General features: G+C 58.5%; 17 protein-coding genes. 16 read left to right on the top strand and 1 reads right to left on the bottom strand.

Features of this window, described 5'->3' with window-relative positions:
* Nucleotides 1-43: 43 nt before the first annotated feature.
* From ABIE16_RS10180 to ABIE16_RS10110, 15 genes are all read left to right on the top strand, one after another.
* A complete protein-coding gene (locus tag ABIE16_RS10180) occupies nucleotides 44-541 on the top strand; it encodes a hypothetical protein (RefSeq protein WP_429521043.1) in 498 nt (165 codons plus the stop codon).
* 19 nt (nucleotides 542-560) lie between these two features.
* Nucleotides 561-2,579 carry a phage terminase large subunit family protein gene (locus tag ABIE16_RS10175; protein ID WP_429521042.1) on the top strand — a complete coding sequence of 673 codons (2,019 nt, stop codon included), beginning with the start codon at nucleotides 561-563 and terminating at the stop codon, nucleotides 2,577-2,579.
* Between the two features lie 2 nt (nucleotides 2,580-2,581).
* A complete protein-coding gene (locus tag ABIE16_RS10170) occupies nucleotides 2,582-2,803 on the top strand; it encodes a DUF6148 family protein (protein WP_429521041.1) in 222 nt (73 codons plus the stop codon).
* Nucleotides 2,800-4,410 (top strand): phage portal protein, encoded by a 1,611-nt coding sequence (locus tag ABIE16_RS10165; protein WP_429521040.1) that lies wholly within the window; start codon nucleotides 2,800-2,802, stop codon nucleotides 4,408-4,410. The genes ABIE16_RS10170 and ABIE16_RS10165 overlap by 4 nt, the downstream gene beginning before the upstream one ends.
* Nucleotides 4,411-4,412: 2 nt before the next feature.
* Nucleotides 4,413-5,765: a S49 family peptidase gene (locus ABIE16_RS10160; RefSeq protein WP_429521039.1), complete on the top strand. Its 1,353-nt coding sequence runs from the start codon at nucleotides 4,413-4,415 to the stop codon at nucleotides 5,763-5,765.
* Nucleotides 5,766-5,805: 40 nt separating this feature from the next.
* The gene (locus tag ABIE16_RS10155; protein WP_429521038.1) at nucleotides 5,806-6,219 is read left to right on the top strand and encodes a hypothetical protein; all 414 of its coding nucleotides are present in this window, start codon (nucleotides 5,806-5,808) and stop codon (nucleotides 6,217-6,219) included.
* A gap of 39 nt (nucleotides 6,220-6,258) precedes the next feature.
* Nucleotides 6,259-7,203 (top strand): Mu-like prophage major head subunit gpT family protein, encoded by a 945-nt coding sequence (locus ABIE16_RS10150; RefSeq protein WP_429521037.1) that lies wholly within the window; start codon nucleotides 6,259-6,261, stop codon nucleotides 7,201-7,203.
* Nucleotides 7,204-7,237: 34 nt separating this feature from the next.
* Nucleotides 7,238-7,480, top strand: coding sequence for a hypothetical protein (locus ABIE16_RS10145; protein WP_429521036.1), 243 nt, complete (start codon nucleotides 7,238-7,240; stop codon nucleotides 7,478-7,480).
* Nucleotides 7,470-7,679 carry a hypothetical protein gene (locus tag ABIE16_RS10140; RefSeq protein WP_429521035.1) on the top strand — a complete coding sequence of 70 codons (210 nt, stop codon included), beginning with the start codon at nucleotides 7,470-7,472 and terminating at the stop codon, nucleotides 7,677-7,679. The genes ABIE16_RS10145 and ABIE16_RS10140 overlap by 11 nt, the downstream gene beginning before the upstream one ends.
* Nucleotides 7,672-7,959, top strand: a complete 288-nt coding sequence (locus ABIE16_RS10135) for a hypothetical protein (protein ID WP_429521034.1) — start codon at nucleotides 7,672-7,674, stop codon at nucleotides 7,957-7,959. The genes ABIE16_RS10140 and ABIE16_RS10135 overlap by 8 nt, the downstream gene beginning before the upstream one ends.
* Before the next feature lie 2 nt (nucleotides 7,960-7,961).
* Nucleotides 7,962-8,414, top strand: coding sequence for a hypothetical protein (locus ABIE16_RS10130; RefSeq protein WP_429521033.1), 453 nt, complete (start codon nucleotides 7,962-7,964; stop codon nucleotides 8,412-8,414).
* A gap of 11 nt (nucleotides 8,415-8,425) precedes the next feature.
* Entirely contained in the window at nucleotides 8,426-8,611 is a 186-nt protein-coding gene (locus ABIE16_RS10125; protein ID WP_429521032.1) for a hypothetical protein, read from the top strand.
* A gap of 39 nt (nucleotides 8,612-8,650) precedes the next feature.
* Entirely contained in the window at nucleotides 8,651-9,181 is a 531-nt protein-coding gene (locus tag ABIE16_RS10120; protein ID WP_429521031.1) for a hypothetical protein, read from the top strand.
* Nucleotides 9,178-9,528: a hypothetical protein gene (locus ABIE16_RS10115; RefSeq protein WP_429521030.1), complete on the top strand. Its 351-nt coding sequence runs from the start codon at nucleotides 9,178-9,180 to the stop codon at nucleotides 9,526-9,528. The genes ABIE16_RS10120 and ABIE16_RS10115 overlap by 4 nt, the downstream gene beginning before the upstream one ends.
* A gap of 65 nt (nucleotides 9,529-9,593) precedes the next feature.
* Nucleotides 9,594-9,785 carry a hypothetical protein gene (locus ABIE16_RS10110; protein WP_429521029.1) on the top strand — a complete coding sequence of 64 codons (192 nt, stop codon included), beginning with the start codon at nucleotides 9,594-9,596 and terminating at the stop codon, nucleotides 9,783-9,785.
* A 61-nt stretch (nucleotides 9,786-9,846) separates the two neighbouring features.
* Here the strand turns inward: ABIE16_RS10110 and ABIE16_RS10105 are convergent, their stop codons facing one another.
* The gene (locus tag ABIE16_RS10105) at nucleotides 9,847-10,890 is read right to left on the bottom strand and encodes a hypothetical protein (RefSeq protein WP_429521028.1); all 1,044 of its coding nucleotides are present in this window, start codon (nucleotides 10,888-10,890) and stop codon (nucleotides 9,847-9,849) included.
* Nucleotides 10,891-11,191: 301 nt separating this feature from the next.
* Between ABIE16_RS10105 and ABIE16_RS10100 the strand changes: the two genes are divergently transcribed.
* Entirely contained in the window at nucleotides 11,192-13,951 is a 2,760-nt protein-coding gene (locus tag ABIE16_RS10100) for a hypothetical protein (protein ID WP_429521027.1), read from the top strand.
* Nucleotides 13,952-13,953 lie beyond the last annotated feature (2 nt).

The raw sequence follows: 13,953 nt of genomic DNA, 5'->3' as shown, positions 1-13,953 counted from the left end.
ACATAGGGGGTTCCGCTTCCTAGTCCAGACCTTGGAGGCGGCCATGCCGACGCAACGTGAAATCGCTGATCACCTGGACATGAGTGAGCGCAATGCCCGCGATGTACTGAAGGGAATCGGCATCAGCGATTGGCAGTCGGCCAGCCTGGATGAGATCCGGATTGCTTACATCCGCGACTTGCGTGCGAAAGCAGCTGGGCGCGGAGGCAGCCAACTGGAAGAACTGAATGCGGTGCGGATCGATGAGGGCCGGGTCAAGGCTGCCAATGGCCGGCTGCTGTATCACGAAAAATTGCGGTCGCTGATCCCTAGCATGGAAGCGGAACGCGTGCTGGCCGATTGGGCCGGCTTTGCCAACCGGGAGTATCTGGGCGGCGTCGAACGACTTATTCAGGAAATCGAGAACGTGCAGAAACTCACGGTAGATCGATCTGTGGTGGCCAAAGTTGCTGGACCTACAACCGAGCGAATTGCAGGCTACGCGCGAAAACTTGGCGCGGAGCTTGTTGGCAGCAGCGGGGAAATTCAACCCGCCGCGTGACGTGCCGACAGCGGAGTATTTGAGCACCAAGTTTTACCTGCCTGCTGAAAGCGGGGTGCTGCATGGTCTCTACGACTTCCATTACACGCCGTATTTCCTCGGTGTCGCCGCCGCGCTGGACGATCCTCGTGTCAGTGAAGTGGACCTGATGAAGGCCGCGCAGATCGGCTGGACCTGGTTCCTGATCGGCTACCTGTTCAAGTTCGTCCAGTTCCTGCCTCGGCCAATCATGATCCTGTTCGCCAAGGAGAAGGACGGGAAAAACTTCCACGACGAAAAGCTCAAACACGGGGTGACCGCGAACACTGAGATCAACAAGTTGATGCCGGTCGATACCAGCCGGACCTCCGGCAACCGCTGGGACCACAAAAGCTTCCCCGGTGGCTTCCTCAAGCTGGTGGCGTCGAACTCGCCTGGCAACGTCAAGTCGACTTCGTCGGTTGGGCTGTCGGTGGTTGAGGAGCCCGACGATACCAGCGACGACGTGAAGGGGCAGGGTGATGCGATCGCCTTGCTCGAAGAGCGCGGAAAACGTTACCCAGGCTCGAAGATGTTGGTCGGCGGAACACCCGCGATCAAGGGCGCGAGCAAGACCGAAGCGCGGTTGGCGCAGACAGATTGCCGGGTATTGCCGATCATCTGTCATACCTGCAGTCAGGCCCATGTGCTGGACTTTGCGCACATCAAATACCTCGACATCGCCGAGGGGGTAGAACCACACGAAATCTATGGCCGTGCGGATCCCGGGACTGCCGGTTATGCCTGTCCGCATTGCGGGGAAATTTGGGACGACTACCAGCGCAAAGAGAACATCCGCAACACGGTGTTCAACGCGGTCGAGGCAGGTGATCCGTACTGCGGTTGGGTACCGACCAAACCCTTTGCCGGTCGTGCCGGCTTCATTGAGCTGAACGAACTTTATGCCTGCCTGCCCGGTACCAGCCTGGCGGACATTGTGCGCGAGCAACTCAACGCCGAGCACCAGGCAGCAATGGGCAACCTGTCGCTGCTGATCAAGTTCGTCAACCAGAAACAGGGGCGCGCCTACGAGTACAAATCGGATCTGCCCGAAGCCGACAAACTGGCGGAGCGGGCTGAAGACTATCCCGAGCTGTTTGTTCCCATGGGCGGGCTGGTCCTGACTGCCGGCGTCGACGTTCAGCATGACCGGCTGGCAATCATCATCCGTGCATGGGGCCGAGGCGAGGAGTCTTGGTTGGTCTATTGGGGTGAGATTCACGGTCAAGTGGTGTTGCCGGACCAGGGCGTCTGGCTTGACCTGGAGAAGCTGTTGTTTGCTCCGATTGCCCACGCCTGCGGCGCCAAGCTGAAGGTGCTGGCCGTTTCGTTGGACACCTCCGATGGCACCACCACCCAGGATGCGGCGTATGCGTTTTGCCGTAAACATCAGCAACGTGGAGTGATGGCGATCAAGGGGGCGAGTGAACGAGGCAACACCCGTGACGATGAGCGCAAGGAAATTTTCAGCGCGCCTCGGCAGGGCGTGGATACCGACAAAGAACAAAAGGCCTCGAAGTATGGCCTCCGCCCTTACATCGTCGGCACGTCACGGGCCAAGGATCTGTGGATCGAAGGTCGGCTGCCGCTGACCGGCGATGGCCCTGGTCGGATGCATTTCTACAAGACGGTGCGGCCGGATTACTTCCGGCAGATCACCGCCGAAGTGAAGGCACCCAGCCGGCGACATCACTACCGCAAGGTCTGGCAGAAAAAGGCCGGTGAGCCGAACGAAGGGACGGACTGCGAAACCTATGCGCTGCATGCGGCCCGGTCGTTGAAAACTCACCTGCTGAATGAACACGACTGGGCGGCGTTAGATGCGCAGATCCGGCAGGGCGGTTTGTTTGATTCGCCACCACCGGAGCCTGACGCCGAGCCGGAGCCAGTGCCCGCAATGGCGCCGGAAAATCTGGCACCCACACCACCCGCTGAACCCAACGAGCTCCCGCCTTCTGGCGGGAGAGTTGTTTCTGGGCGCCGCAGCGCAATGCGCGTGCTCTCCCAACGCAGGAATTAGACATGGCCATCACACTGGAACAAGCGCAGAACCAGCTGCAGGCCTGGCTCGACGCGAGCATCAAGGTCAGCCAGAAACAGAGCTACCGCATCGGCACCCGCCAGCTCAATTATGCCGACGCGGCAGAGATCACCCGAATGATCGACTACTGGCAGGGGCAGGTTGATCGCCTGGCCAGTGGCCGGCCTCGCGGCATTGTCCTGCGTGGGATCACACCGTTATGAGTCGCGCGCCGAAGGTACCTGAGCCCACATTGTTGGATCGGGCCATCAGTTGGCTCAGTCCCGAAAGCGGCGCCAAACGAATGCAGGCGCGCATGACCATGACGGCGCTGGGTGGTTACAGCGGTGCCTCCAAACGCAAGCGCTCACTCAGTGCCTGGAATGCGTCGGCGGGTAGTGCTGCGGCAGATCTGCTGCCGGATCTGCCGACGCTGCGGGAGCGCTGCCGCGACCTGGAACGCAATAACCCCATCGGTGGCGGTGCGATCAATACGGTCACCACCAAGACAGTCGGTACCGGCCTAGCACTCAAGTCGGTGGTCAATCGACAGATCCTCGGTTGGGATGAGGACACCGCGCGTGAATGGCAGCGCAACACTGAGTCGTTATTTAAGTCGTGGGCGGAAACCACTGAGTGCGACATCACCCGCGAACAAAATTTCTACGGGCTTCAGGATCTGGCCTGGCGGTCGGTGCTGAGCAGCGGGGACGTGTTTCCATTGCTCACACACAAGGAGCGGCCGGGCCAGCACTATTCGGCCTGTATCCAGTTGATCGAGGCCGACCGGATCTGCAATCCGCAGGGCAAGGCGGACACGGAAACACTCACTGCCGGCATCGAGCGTGACGCTGACGGGGAGCCGATCAAGGCGCACATCCTGCGCAGCCACCCCGGCGCACTGGGCGTGAAAGAACGGGTGTGGGATGAGCGACCGTTCTTCAATGAACGGGGCGGACGGGCGCTGCTGCATCTGTACCGGCGTCGACGTGTGGGCCAACCACGGGGAGTGCCGTACCTGACTCCGGTGATCGAGAAGCTCAAACAACTCGATCGCTACACCGACGCGGAGCTGGAAGCCGCCGTGGTGTCGGCGTTCTTTGCGGTGTTTATCAAGCCTGGGAACGGCGGTCAGCTCAGCCCACTGGCCTCGGCCGCGACCGGTAATACTCCGGTGGGTGGTGATAGTCCAGCCGGTCGCGAGTCGGGTGGGTGGGACGGCTCGCTCAGCGGCGGCATTGTTGCCGAGCTGGACGATGGCGCCTCGATCGACACCGCCTCACCGGGACGGCCTAACCTGGCCTTCGACCCGTTCGTGTTGGCCATGCTGCGGCAAATCGGTATGGCGCTGGAGCTGCCGTATGAGGTGCTGATCAAGCACTTTACCGCCAGTTACACCGCCGCCCGTGCGGCGGTGATGGAGGCCTGGCAGTTCATCCGTGGTTGTCGTGACTTCCTCGGCACCGGGTTCTGTCAGCCGGTGTACGAGCACTGGCTGGAGGAAGCGGTCGCTCAGGGGGATGTCGATGCCCCCGGATTTTTCGACCACCCGTTGCTGCGCTATGCCTACTGCGGCTCGTTGTGGGTGGGTGATGGTCCGGGCACGGTTGACCCATTGAAGGACATCAACGCGGCCAAGGGGCGTGTCGATCTCGGCGTCAGCACCCTGGCCAAGGAATCCATGCTTTACGACGGCAGCGACTGGGAAGAAAACCACGAACAGCGCGCACTGGAAGTGAGGCGCCGCATGGAGGACGGCCTCTCAGCAACGCCGGCCTCACAGCCTGAAGATCAACTGCCGCAAAACCCCGATTTACCTGAACGGACCTGACCATGACCGATAAACCAACCGACGCACCCCCCGTGCATCGGGTGACGGCGTTCGACCTGGTGTCGCGTGAACCCTGGGCCATCACCCCGGACATGCTCAACACCATCGCCGCCATCGCCCGGCGTGAACATGAAGGCCCCGAAGCCGTGGAGGCTCGCCAAGGCCGCCCCCTGCAGAACAGCCGCACGGTCACCCAGCGCGGCAACGTGGCGTTGGTGCCGGTCACTGGTCCGGTCTTTCGCTACGCGAACCTGTTCACCGCCTTGTCCGGTGCGACCTCGTTGGACGTACTGGCGAAGGACTTCACTACGGCGGTGGATGATCCACGTACCGAAAGCATCATTCTGGTGATGGATACCCCGGGCGGGCAAGCCAACGGTATTGCCGAGTTCGCGCAGATGATTCGCGCCTCCCCCAAACGGGTGGTTGCTTATGTGTCGGGCAATGCCGCCAGTGCGGGCTATTGGATGGCATCGGCGGCGCACGAAATCGTCATGAGCCGCACCGGTGGCGTCGGCTCCATCGGCGCCGTGCTCAACATCCGGGCCAACAAAGATGACGGCAGCCTGGAGATTGTCAGCAGCCAGAGCCCCAACAAGCGTCCGGACTTTACGACCGAACAGGGCCGGGCGGTCGTGCAAAGCCATGTCGATCGCTTGGCCGGCATCTTCATCGAAGACGTTGCGAGCTATCGCGGCGTGACCGTCGACGACGTCCTCACCGATTTTGGTCAGGGCGACATGCGGATTGGCTCTGACGCCGTGGCGTTGGGCATGGCCGACCGCGAATCAACCTTGGAAAACCTGATTGCCGAACTCAATGGCAGCACATTTGGAGATCGTTCCATGAGCACCACAACCACCAGCAAGCCCAACGACAGCGACAAGCCGCCGGTCATCGACCGCAACTACTTGGCCACCCACCATGCCGAGCTGCTCGCAACGTTGGAGCACGATGCGCATGCGGCCGGTGCACGCGCCGAGTGCGATCGCATCAAGGGCGTCGAAGCCGCCGCGTTGCCAGGCCATGAAGAGCTGATTGCCAGTCTCAAGTTCGACGGCGTGACCAGTGGCCCTGAGGCTTCCGCCCAGGTAATCGCAGCGGAGCGGGCCAAGCGCACAAATGCCTTGGCCACGCTGCGCAGCGATGCCCCGCCACCTGTGCCGAATGCCCCTGCACCCGCACCGGAACCGGCGGCAAAAACCACTGAGGATCCGGATGCGCCGCTGGAAGATCGCGCCAAGGCGACCTGGGACAGTGACAAGGAAGTGCGGGCCGAATTCGGCACCTTCGAGGCCTATCACGGTTATCGCCGGGCTGAGGACAAAGGCCTGATCAAGGTCTTGAAAAAGTAACTCGCATTTAACCCTCAACCCTCGGCTCTGGAGAACACCCATGCCTCTTACCCTCGACACCCCGCGCTCTAACGAGATCGGGGATATCAATGAATTGCCCGTTGCTGCAGCCGTGCAGATCTTTGAAGGCTCAGCGGTCGGTATCAACTCGGCGAACGGTATGGCCCGGCCGCTGGCCGCCGGTGACCTGTTCGTTGGCTTCGCTGATCGCAATGCCGACAACCGTCTTGGCGGTGCTGGGGCGTTGCGTGTGCGGCTGCGCGAAGCCGGCAAGATCGAGGTGCCTATTGCGGCCCTCGCAGTAACCGATATCGGCAAGCTGGTTTATGCCAGTGACAGCGGCACCTTTTCCCTTTCTGCCGTCGGCAACAGTTTGATCGGCCATATACACCGCTTTGTCAGCGGTGGTGTGGGTGTCGTCAAGTATGCCGCCCAGGCTATCCCGGCCGCGTAATCACGCGCCCATCCGCCACCTTCATCAGGAGAATCACCCATGGGTGCTGAAGTACTTTCCAGCCGTGCCGTCATCGGTACGTTTTACGAACTGCTCGAGCAGAACACCGGGGCCAGCTGGATCGACGTCTTGTCGAACCTGTTCGACTCCGACCAGGCCAAGGAAACCTATCCGTGGATCGGCAGTGTGCCGACCTTGCGTGAGTGGATCGGTGGCCGGCATGCCAAAGGGTTCATCTCTGCCGACCTCGAAATCGAAAACCTGCACTTCGAAGCGACCATCGAAGTACTGGTCAAAGAGTTGCGTCGCGATAAAACCGGGCAGCTGCGCATCCGCCTCGGTGAACTGGCCGACCGCACCAACTCGCACTGGGCGCGCTTGTTGTCGGCGCTGATTCTCAATGGTGAAAGCCAGGTCTGCTACGACGGCCAGTACTTCTTCGATACCGATCATGAGGAAGGTAAAAGCGGGGTGCAGTCGAACAAGATCACCACCGACATCAGCGAGCTGAGCGCCACATTGCATGGCACGCCAAGTCGCCCTAGCCCTGAAGAGTTCCAACAGGCGGTCGCCAAATCGATCACCCAACTGACCAGTCTGAAGGACGATCAGGGCGAGCCGATCAACGAACTGGCGCGTGAGTTCCTGGTGATGGTGCCGTTCAGCCTGCTGAGTGTGGCGCAGTCCGCGCTGACCGTGCCGCGCGGTACCAACATCAGCGAAGTCGTTATGCCGGACAACGTCACGGTCCGTGTCATCGGCAACGTGCGCCTCAATGCCTGGACCGACAAGTTCGTCACCTTCCGCACCGATGGCCGCCTGAAAGCGTTCATTCGTCAGCAGGAAACGGACGTGGTGATGAAGGCCAAGGCCGAGGGCTCGGAGTTCGAGTTTGACAACGATGCTCACCAATACGGCGTCGATACCTGGCGCAACGTTGGGTTCGGCCGCTGGCAGTACGGCGTCCTGAACCAACTGGTGTAAGCCCTCAGGCTTAAATCTCACAGAGGACAACACCATGCCGAAATACCGTGTGGATCAGCCCATCACCTTGTATGGAGGGGAACTGATCCTGACCGATGCACAGGCCAGTGCGCGAGCGCACAGCCTGGAGCAGGTCAAAAAAGGCCGCTACACCATTGTGCAACCGGTGCAGTTCAAGATCGGGGAGGAAATCGTGATCCCCGGCGAACCGGACAAGGCGCTGGCGCAGCGGGTCACTCGGATCGAACGAAAAGCCGGAGACAGCCATGGCGAATAAATCCTACACCGTGCTGTCGGGCTCATTTCGTGACCACAACAACAAAGTGATTGGCGTCGGCGGCACCGTAGTTTTGCCAGATGACGTAGCGGTTCGCTTCCGTAACCAGTTGCTGGAGTTGAAACAGGACTCGGCGCCGGTTGCGCCCACTGCGCCGGCCAAGTCCAGCGGAGCGGCCAAGGAGGGCCGTGATGTTTGATGAAGACCTCTCAGGTTTCCTCGAGGATTTCGATGCCGGTGGCCTAGTCGATGACCAGCCGTTTCTGGCCGTTCGGGATATGCCGGACGAGATTCGGGCCATGGCCGGTATCAATAGCCAGTCCACCTATTACGAGATCCTGGTCATCACTGCCGAGGCCAAGCGCCTGGCCATCGACAACGGAAAATTGATTAAGGTCGGCGGCGTTGCTTTCCGGGTGCGCGACCGACTGATGATCGATGACGGGGCGTTCAGTCTCGTTTCACTCACCGAGATTTAAACATGCCTTCGATTCAGGAACGCATCGTCCAGCGGGCGCAGGCGCTGATTCTGGCCGCCGGTACGTTGGCCGAAGATCGGGTGTTTCGCAGCCGCGCTGAGGCTTTCACGCGCAAGCAGACCCCGGCGATCGTGATCCGCCCGGATCTAGAAACCACCGAGCGGGAGGGTCACACGGTGGATCGCAACCAGTTCGAGCTCTCGGTGGAAATCCTCGCCCGTGAAGACACCGTGACTCAGGCCCCTTGGGATCAGGTCGCTGACCTGGTCAAGGTCGCCGTGCATGCGGTGTTGATGGGGGAGGATGCGTTTCCCGAAGCCGATCGCGTGCAGCGCTTTTACATCGACTGGATTGAAGAGGAGGGCGACAACACCGCAGGCAACTGCATGGTGCGCTACCGCTTCACCTACCTGTGCCATGCCGGCGATCTGACGTCCGGTCCTACTTTCTACTGAGGAACACAACCATGCAAATCGCATTCGGCAGCGGGCTGTTTTATGCCACCCCGCTGATGGACGCCTTCGGTAATTCTATCTCTGCACCGACACCGATCCTGCTGGGCATCATGCAGGAAGCATCGGTCGACCTGTCCTTCGATTCCAAAGAGCTGTTTGGCAGCGAGCAGTTCGCAGTCGACGCTGCACGCGGCTAAGGCAAGCTTACCGGCAAGGCCAAATCGGCACAGATCAGCTTGCTGCAGTGGAACCAACTGGTATTCGGCCAGACGCTGACGACTGGCCAGGTACTGGTCCATCACGCCACGACCCCGACGGATATCCCGGTTGGTGCCAAGATCATCGTGCCCCCACCCGCTGGTGGCTCGCTCTCGGGTGATCTGGGGGTGCGTGGCGCGGGCGCGGTGCCTTTTGTGCGCGTGCTGAGTGCGCCGACCGCTGGCCAGTACACCTTTGATGTGGCGACCGGCACCTACGGTTTCGCTGCGGCTGATGTGGCCACACCGGTGTTCATCGACTATCGCTACACCGTGCAGACCGGCAAGAGCCTCTCAGTGCGTAATTTACCGATGGGTGACATGCCGGTTTTCCAGGGTGAGTTGATCCTGAAGTACAAGGGCAAAAGCATCTATGTCCGGGTACCCAATTTCGTCAGCAACAAGCTGGGCATCGCTACCAAGCAGGATGATTACACCATTCCGGACTTTGAGTTCACCGGCTATGCCGATGAGTTCGGTGAGGTGTGCTACTGGAGTGCGAACGAATGAGCACCGTAAACATCCCCGGCATCAGCTACCCGTTCCCGGGTAAGTCGTTGGTGATTCCGCCGCTGTCGTTGGGTGACTTGGAGCAGTTGCTGGATCGGATCAATGCGATCGTCGCCGGTGGCATGGACCGGAGCAGCATTGCGACGGTGATCGACGCCACCCACTCGGCGCTACGCCGCAATTACCCGGACATGCTCCGTGAGGAGGTGGCGGGGTTGCTGGACCTGCGCAACATGCGCGACGTACTTAACGCCGTGATGAGTGCCTCCGGCATGGAGGCGCAGCCGGTGAACGAACAGGGGGAAGTCCTGGCCCCTTCGACTGGGGCCAACTCTACGCTCACCTGATTGCCAGTACTGGTCAAAGTCCTGCCACGCTGCGGCGTGAGTGGGACATGACGATGGTGGGGCACATGACCGACTACTGGCGTCACCATCCGCCGGTTCATGTGCTCGTCGCCGGCTACATGGGGTACAAACAGGAAACGCATGTAACTGATGCGCCTGATCTTGCGACCAACCTCGCCGCGTTGGCTGAAGACTTACGGGACGAATTGCCAGTGCATCTACGTGGCGCGCTGGAAGCCTTTACTACGAAGAGATGAACCTTACAATGAGAGGGGTTTGTATCGACTCCTCTCATTGTCAAAGAATTTGACGGAGCCTCTATTTCAAAGAAAGCTTGTAGGTTGGGGAATAAAGAGTTGCCGACTCTACTTGGACTGACCCATCAGGAAGTTTTTTTGCTTCTAACGATAACCTGACTAAGGCGTATTTCATGTCGCCATAATAGTAGTTTTCAATTCCATATTGACCAGACCATTTACCATTAGGTTTTTCTTTTAATATGAAATAGGTTGGTGGGCGGTCTGGGAATTCTCTGTCTTCTCTCCAGAACGATAAGACTGGCGCTTCTGCTGAGCCTGATAAGAGCAGGCGATAATGCGGCTTGCTGTCTATGGCATCTTTGCCTAAGTCGGGGCTTCGTGGGTCACTGGCTTCGTTTAGGCTTAACTTAAACCTATTTTCGTAGATTCCGTCTTCTGTTTTTTTGGTTATGGATCTAACTTCGCCTTTGTGCCCAAACCACGGGCGATAAAGTTCTGCGGAAATGTATGATAAACATAGGTTTGGATTTTTAATTGTTACTTTAAGGTTGTCAGGAGATGCGGGGGAAGAACTTACATTTACTTTTGCTATCGCTACTCCGAAAGTGGATGCCAATTTACTTGCATCAACGTCCATGCCTCCAGTGGTTTTGCTCTTAGTTTCAAAAGTGTATTCAGAAAGCATTATGCACTTATAGACGAACTCTTTTTCAAGAGGGGCGCCTCTTGAAAAATTTTTAATCTTCGCGATTGACCATCCTTTAGAAATACTTACATCTGATGTGGTGCTCTCGATACCTGCATTTGCGGTGATTTGTTTAAATGATACTTCAGCCCCGGTTTTAAAGTTTGAGTATGCTTCTGAAGTAACGTCTGAGAATGAAGGCGATGTGGAAATTATGTCGTCTGTAATTTCGAACCCATCTCCTCCAAGTGTTACATTTTTATTGTTTGATATTTCTTCAATGTATTTGCCTAGTGCGTTTTCTTCTGGCGGGTTGAGAGTTCTCCAGCCTATCTCAGTCGAGTCTGGTAGTTTTGTGCTGCAACCCAGTATCGAGGAAGCAGCTACTACAATCGAAGTGGAACGCATTAGATTCATGGAGTGTCCCTACGTTGGTGTTGGCTTTTATGGGGGCGGGATGAAGATATGGCAATTTTTATTTTTGTTATCAAAAAATCTAGCAGAGGAATTTCATGGTCGCCATGTAAGGACCGAAAAATTTTAACTTGTATGAAAAATTGACTATGGGGTCGAAAATTAAATTTCTTTCCTGTTAAAGAAAGTTGAATGTTTTTTAATCAGTTTTCTCTGCTTAGCTCAGTTTTTTTGTGGACTGAATTGATATTGCTTATTTGTCAATTTTGCATTAGCAGATTTTTAATCTGCTACTGAGGTGTTAATGGATAGAAGTATCGCGTACCAGTTCACTGCGGGCACCCAGGGTTTTGATCGGGCGGTGGATAGCATTGAGCGCAACATGCGTGACGCTCGAAGTACCTTCAATCGCGAGCTGAAGGCCATCAACACCGACATGGTCGGCAGTCAGGTGCAGATCAGCCGTCTGGGTATTGCTGCCAATGATGCTTTCGCCTGGGTGGGTTCCAAACTCAAGGGTGACCTGTTGGCCTTGGGCGCTTCGATGGCAGCGGTGTTTTCGGCCGTCGCGATCAAGGATTTTGTGGCTGATAGCAAAGCGGCCGCAATCCAGCAGGAGGCCGCCTATCGAGGTTTGGAGGCTGTGGCCAACCATGCGGGTGTCGGCATCGGCCGGGCTATGCAGGAGGCGCAGAAGTTGTCCGCTGATGGTCTACTCAGCGTAGGGGATGCCGCGAAAGCCCTGCAAAACCTACTGAGCCGTGGGTACAACCTGGACCAGTCGATCGCGGTGATCAATCGCTTGAAGGACGCGGCAGCTTTCAACCGGCAGGCCAATCTCGGTTTGTCCGAAGCGGTGTTGACAGCCACCGAAGGTCTGAAGAACGAAAACTCGGTGCTGGTCGACAACGCTGGCGTGACAAAAAACGTCGCCAAGATGTGGGACGAGTACGCCAAAAGCATCGGCACCACGCGCGACAAATTAACCGAATCGCAGAAGGTCCAGGCTGAATACACCGGCATCCTCAAGGAAACCGAAGCTCAGGTCGGCAATGCGGACAAAGCGGCGAAGGGGCTCACCGGTAGCCAGGCTGAACTGGACGCCAAAAGCAACGAGCTGAAGGTCACCGTCGGTACCATCCTTGAACCCGCGTTCATCAGTCTGAACAAAACCTTGGCCGAGACCGCGAGCTGGTTCAACGGCCTGCTCAAGAGCATGACCGGTGTAGGGGTAACGGTCGACGAGGTCAGAGGCAACATCGCTCGCCTTGAAGCCTCTTTGGCGAACCTCAAGGAGGGTCCGCGTGGTGGTGGCGCCAGGGGACCGCTGGAAGGCACACTGCAAGAGCAGCGTTTGCTCTTGGAGCAGCTGCAGTTGTCATCGGACAAGATCGACGAAGTCGACGCGGGCATGAAGACGCGCCTGGCGCGCATTGAAGAGCAGCGGCGCAAAGTTGCCGCGATGGCCGCGACAGGTGATACCGCCTTATCCACCAAGCAGCAGGCGCAGTTGCGTCCCACGGCCTATGGTCTTGAAGTCAGCCGCCTGACCAAGCTGGAAGAGTCGTATGCCGCCGCCATTGAGCGGCGTAAGGAACTGCAAAAGGGGACCGAACCACCGGTCAAGCCCGAGCCCGAAGTCAGCGGTGGCGGTGCCATCAAGTCCCGGGTGAGTCAGTGGGCCGAGGTGTTGGATGCGCAGAAGGTCGCCCATGCTCAGCAGCAGGCGGAGCAAGGTACCTACTACCAGTTTTCGCTTCAGCAAGAAGTCGAATACTGGCAAGGGATTCTCAAACGCGCCGATCTGAGTGCGTCCGAACGTCTTGGCGTTCAGCGTAACTACCTGGCTGCACTGACGGCCATGCGGCGGCAGGACGAAGGTAAGGCGTTCGCGGATCTACAGGCTCAGGCGCAGCAGTATCGCAACAACATGGATGCGCGTTTGCAGATTGCCCAGCAAGCGTTGGCGCGCAGCCGGCAGCTGTACGGCCAGGACAGTCAGGAGTATCGCCAGGCCGCGGCAGAAGTGGTCGCGATCGAGCGGGAGAAACAACAGCAGATCGCGACGATGAAACAGCAACAACTGGCCGCCGATCAGCAAACCCGCTTGGGCAATATCGCCCATGCCGAACAGATGGCTCAGCTTGACCTGCAAGCCAACCTGATCACCCAAGGTCAATTGCTCCAGGCTCAGGCCGAATTCGAGCAGCAGCGTTACGCCATTGAGGCGGCGGCGTTACAGCAGCGAAAAGCCTTGCTTGATCAAGACCCGGACCGCAACCCCGTTGCCCTGCAGCAGGTTCAGCAACAGATCCTGGCGCTGGAACAGACCCACCGCAACAGCATGGCCGTTATCGGTCGGCAGCAAACCCTGGAGTCACAGAGCAACTGGTCCGGCATGCTCGGCGGCATTCAGTCGAGTTGGAGCAGTGGCCTCAACGGCATCCTGACCGGGACGATGAGCACTCAAGGATTGCTGCAGGGCATCTTCGGCAGCATTGGCACTGCGTTCATCGAGAACATGGTGACCAGGCCGTTGATGGCCTGGATGTTCGGGGAAACCGCTAAGACTGGTGCGACGGTGGCCGGCGTCGGTGTGCGTACCGCCGCCGAGGCGGGTGGTGCGGCCATGTCCGTAGCGATCTGGGGTGCAGCCACGATCAAGAACATCATCGCCAGTGCCTGGCAAGCGATGGCGGGTGCCTTCGCGGCCATGTCGGCGATTCCCATCATCGGTCCCGTGCTGGGTGTCGCTGCCGCAGCGGCGGCTGGTGCCTTCGTGTTTGGCCTGGTGAAAAACGTGGCGTCGGCCGAAGGCGGTTACGACATTCCGGCGGGTACCAACCCGATGACCCAGCTTCACGAACAGGAAATGGTTCTGCCCAAGCAGTACGCCAACGTCATCCGCCAGGCGGCGAATGGCGACGGGCAACTGGGTGGCGGTGGCACGTACCACTACAACGATTACAGCGGCCGGATGACGCCGGCAGACATCCGGCGCAATGCCCGGGCGTTTGCCGAAGAAATGCAAAAAATGCGGCGCAACGGTGCCATCAAGGCATAGGG

Source organism: Pseudomonas sp. 2725, assembly GCF_050434585.1.
Taxonomy (GTDB): domain Bacteria; phylum Pseudomonadota; class Gammaproteobacteria; order Pseudomonadales; family Pseudomonadaceae; genus Aquipseudomonas; species Aquipseudomonas jessenii.
Note: the sequence above shows the minus strand (reverse complement) of the source record. Positions and strands in the feature narration are given on the sequence as shown.

Coding starts and splice junctions, on each gene's coding strand:
- ABIE16_RS10180 (WP_429521043.1), top strand. CDS start 44: ATGCCGACGCAACGTGAAATCGCTGATCACCTGGACATGAGTGAGCGC.
- ABIE16_RS10170 (WP_429521041.1), top strand. CDS start 2,582: ATGGCCATCACACTGGAACAAGCGCAGAACCAGCTGCAGGCCTGGCTC.
- ABIE16_RS10165 (WP_429521040.1), top strand. CDS start 2,800: ATGAGTCGCGCGCCGAAGGTACCTGAGCCCACATTGTTGGATCGGGCC.
- ABIE16_RS10160 (WP_429521039.1), top strand. CDS start 4,413: ATGACCGATAAACCAACCGACGCACCCCCCGTGCATCGGGTGACGGCG.
- ABIE16_RS10155 (WP_429521038.1), top strand. CDS start 5,806: ATGCCTCTTACCCTCGACACCCCGCGCTCTAACGAGATCGGGGATATC.
- ABIE16_RS10150 (WP_429521037.1), top strand. CDS start 6,259: ATGGGTGCTGAAGTACTTTCCAGCCGTGCCGTCATCGGTACGTTTTAC.
- ABIE16_RS10145 (WP_429521036.1), top strand. CDS start 7,238: ATGCCGAAATACCGTGTGGATCAGCCCATCACCTTGTATGGAGGGGAA.
- ABIE16_RS10140 (WP_429521035.1), top strand. CDS start 7,470: ATGGCGAATAAATCCTACACCGTGCTGTCGGGCTCATTTCGTGACCAC.
- ABIE16_RS10135 (WP_429521034.1), top strand. CDS start 7,672: ATGTTTGATGAAGACCTCTCAGGTTTCCTCGAGGATTTCGATGCCGGT.
- ABIE16_RS10130 (WP_429521033.1), top strand. CDS start 7,962: ATGCCTTCGATTCAGGAACGCATCGTCCAGCGGGCGCAGGCGCTGATT.
- ABIE16_RS10125 (WP_429521032.1), top strand. CDS start 8,426: ATGCAAATCGCATTCGGCAGCGGGCTGTTTTATGCCACCCCGCTGATG.
- ABIE16_RS10115 (WP_429521030.1), top strand. CDS start 9,178: ATGAGCACCGTAAACATCCCCGGCATCAGCTACCCGTTCCCGGGTAAG.
- ABIE16_RS10110 (WP_429521029.1), top strand. CDS start 9,594: ATGACCGACTACTGGCGTCACCATCCGCCGGTTCATGTGCTCGTCGCC.
- ABIE16_RS10105 (WP_429521028.1), bottom strand. CDS start 10,890: ATGAATCTAATGCGTTCCACTTCGATTGTAGTAGCTGCTTCCTCGATA.
- ABIE16_RS10100 (WP_429521027.1), top strand. CDS start 11,192: ATGGATAGAAGTATCGCGTACCAGTTCACTGCGGGCACCCAGGGTTTT.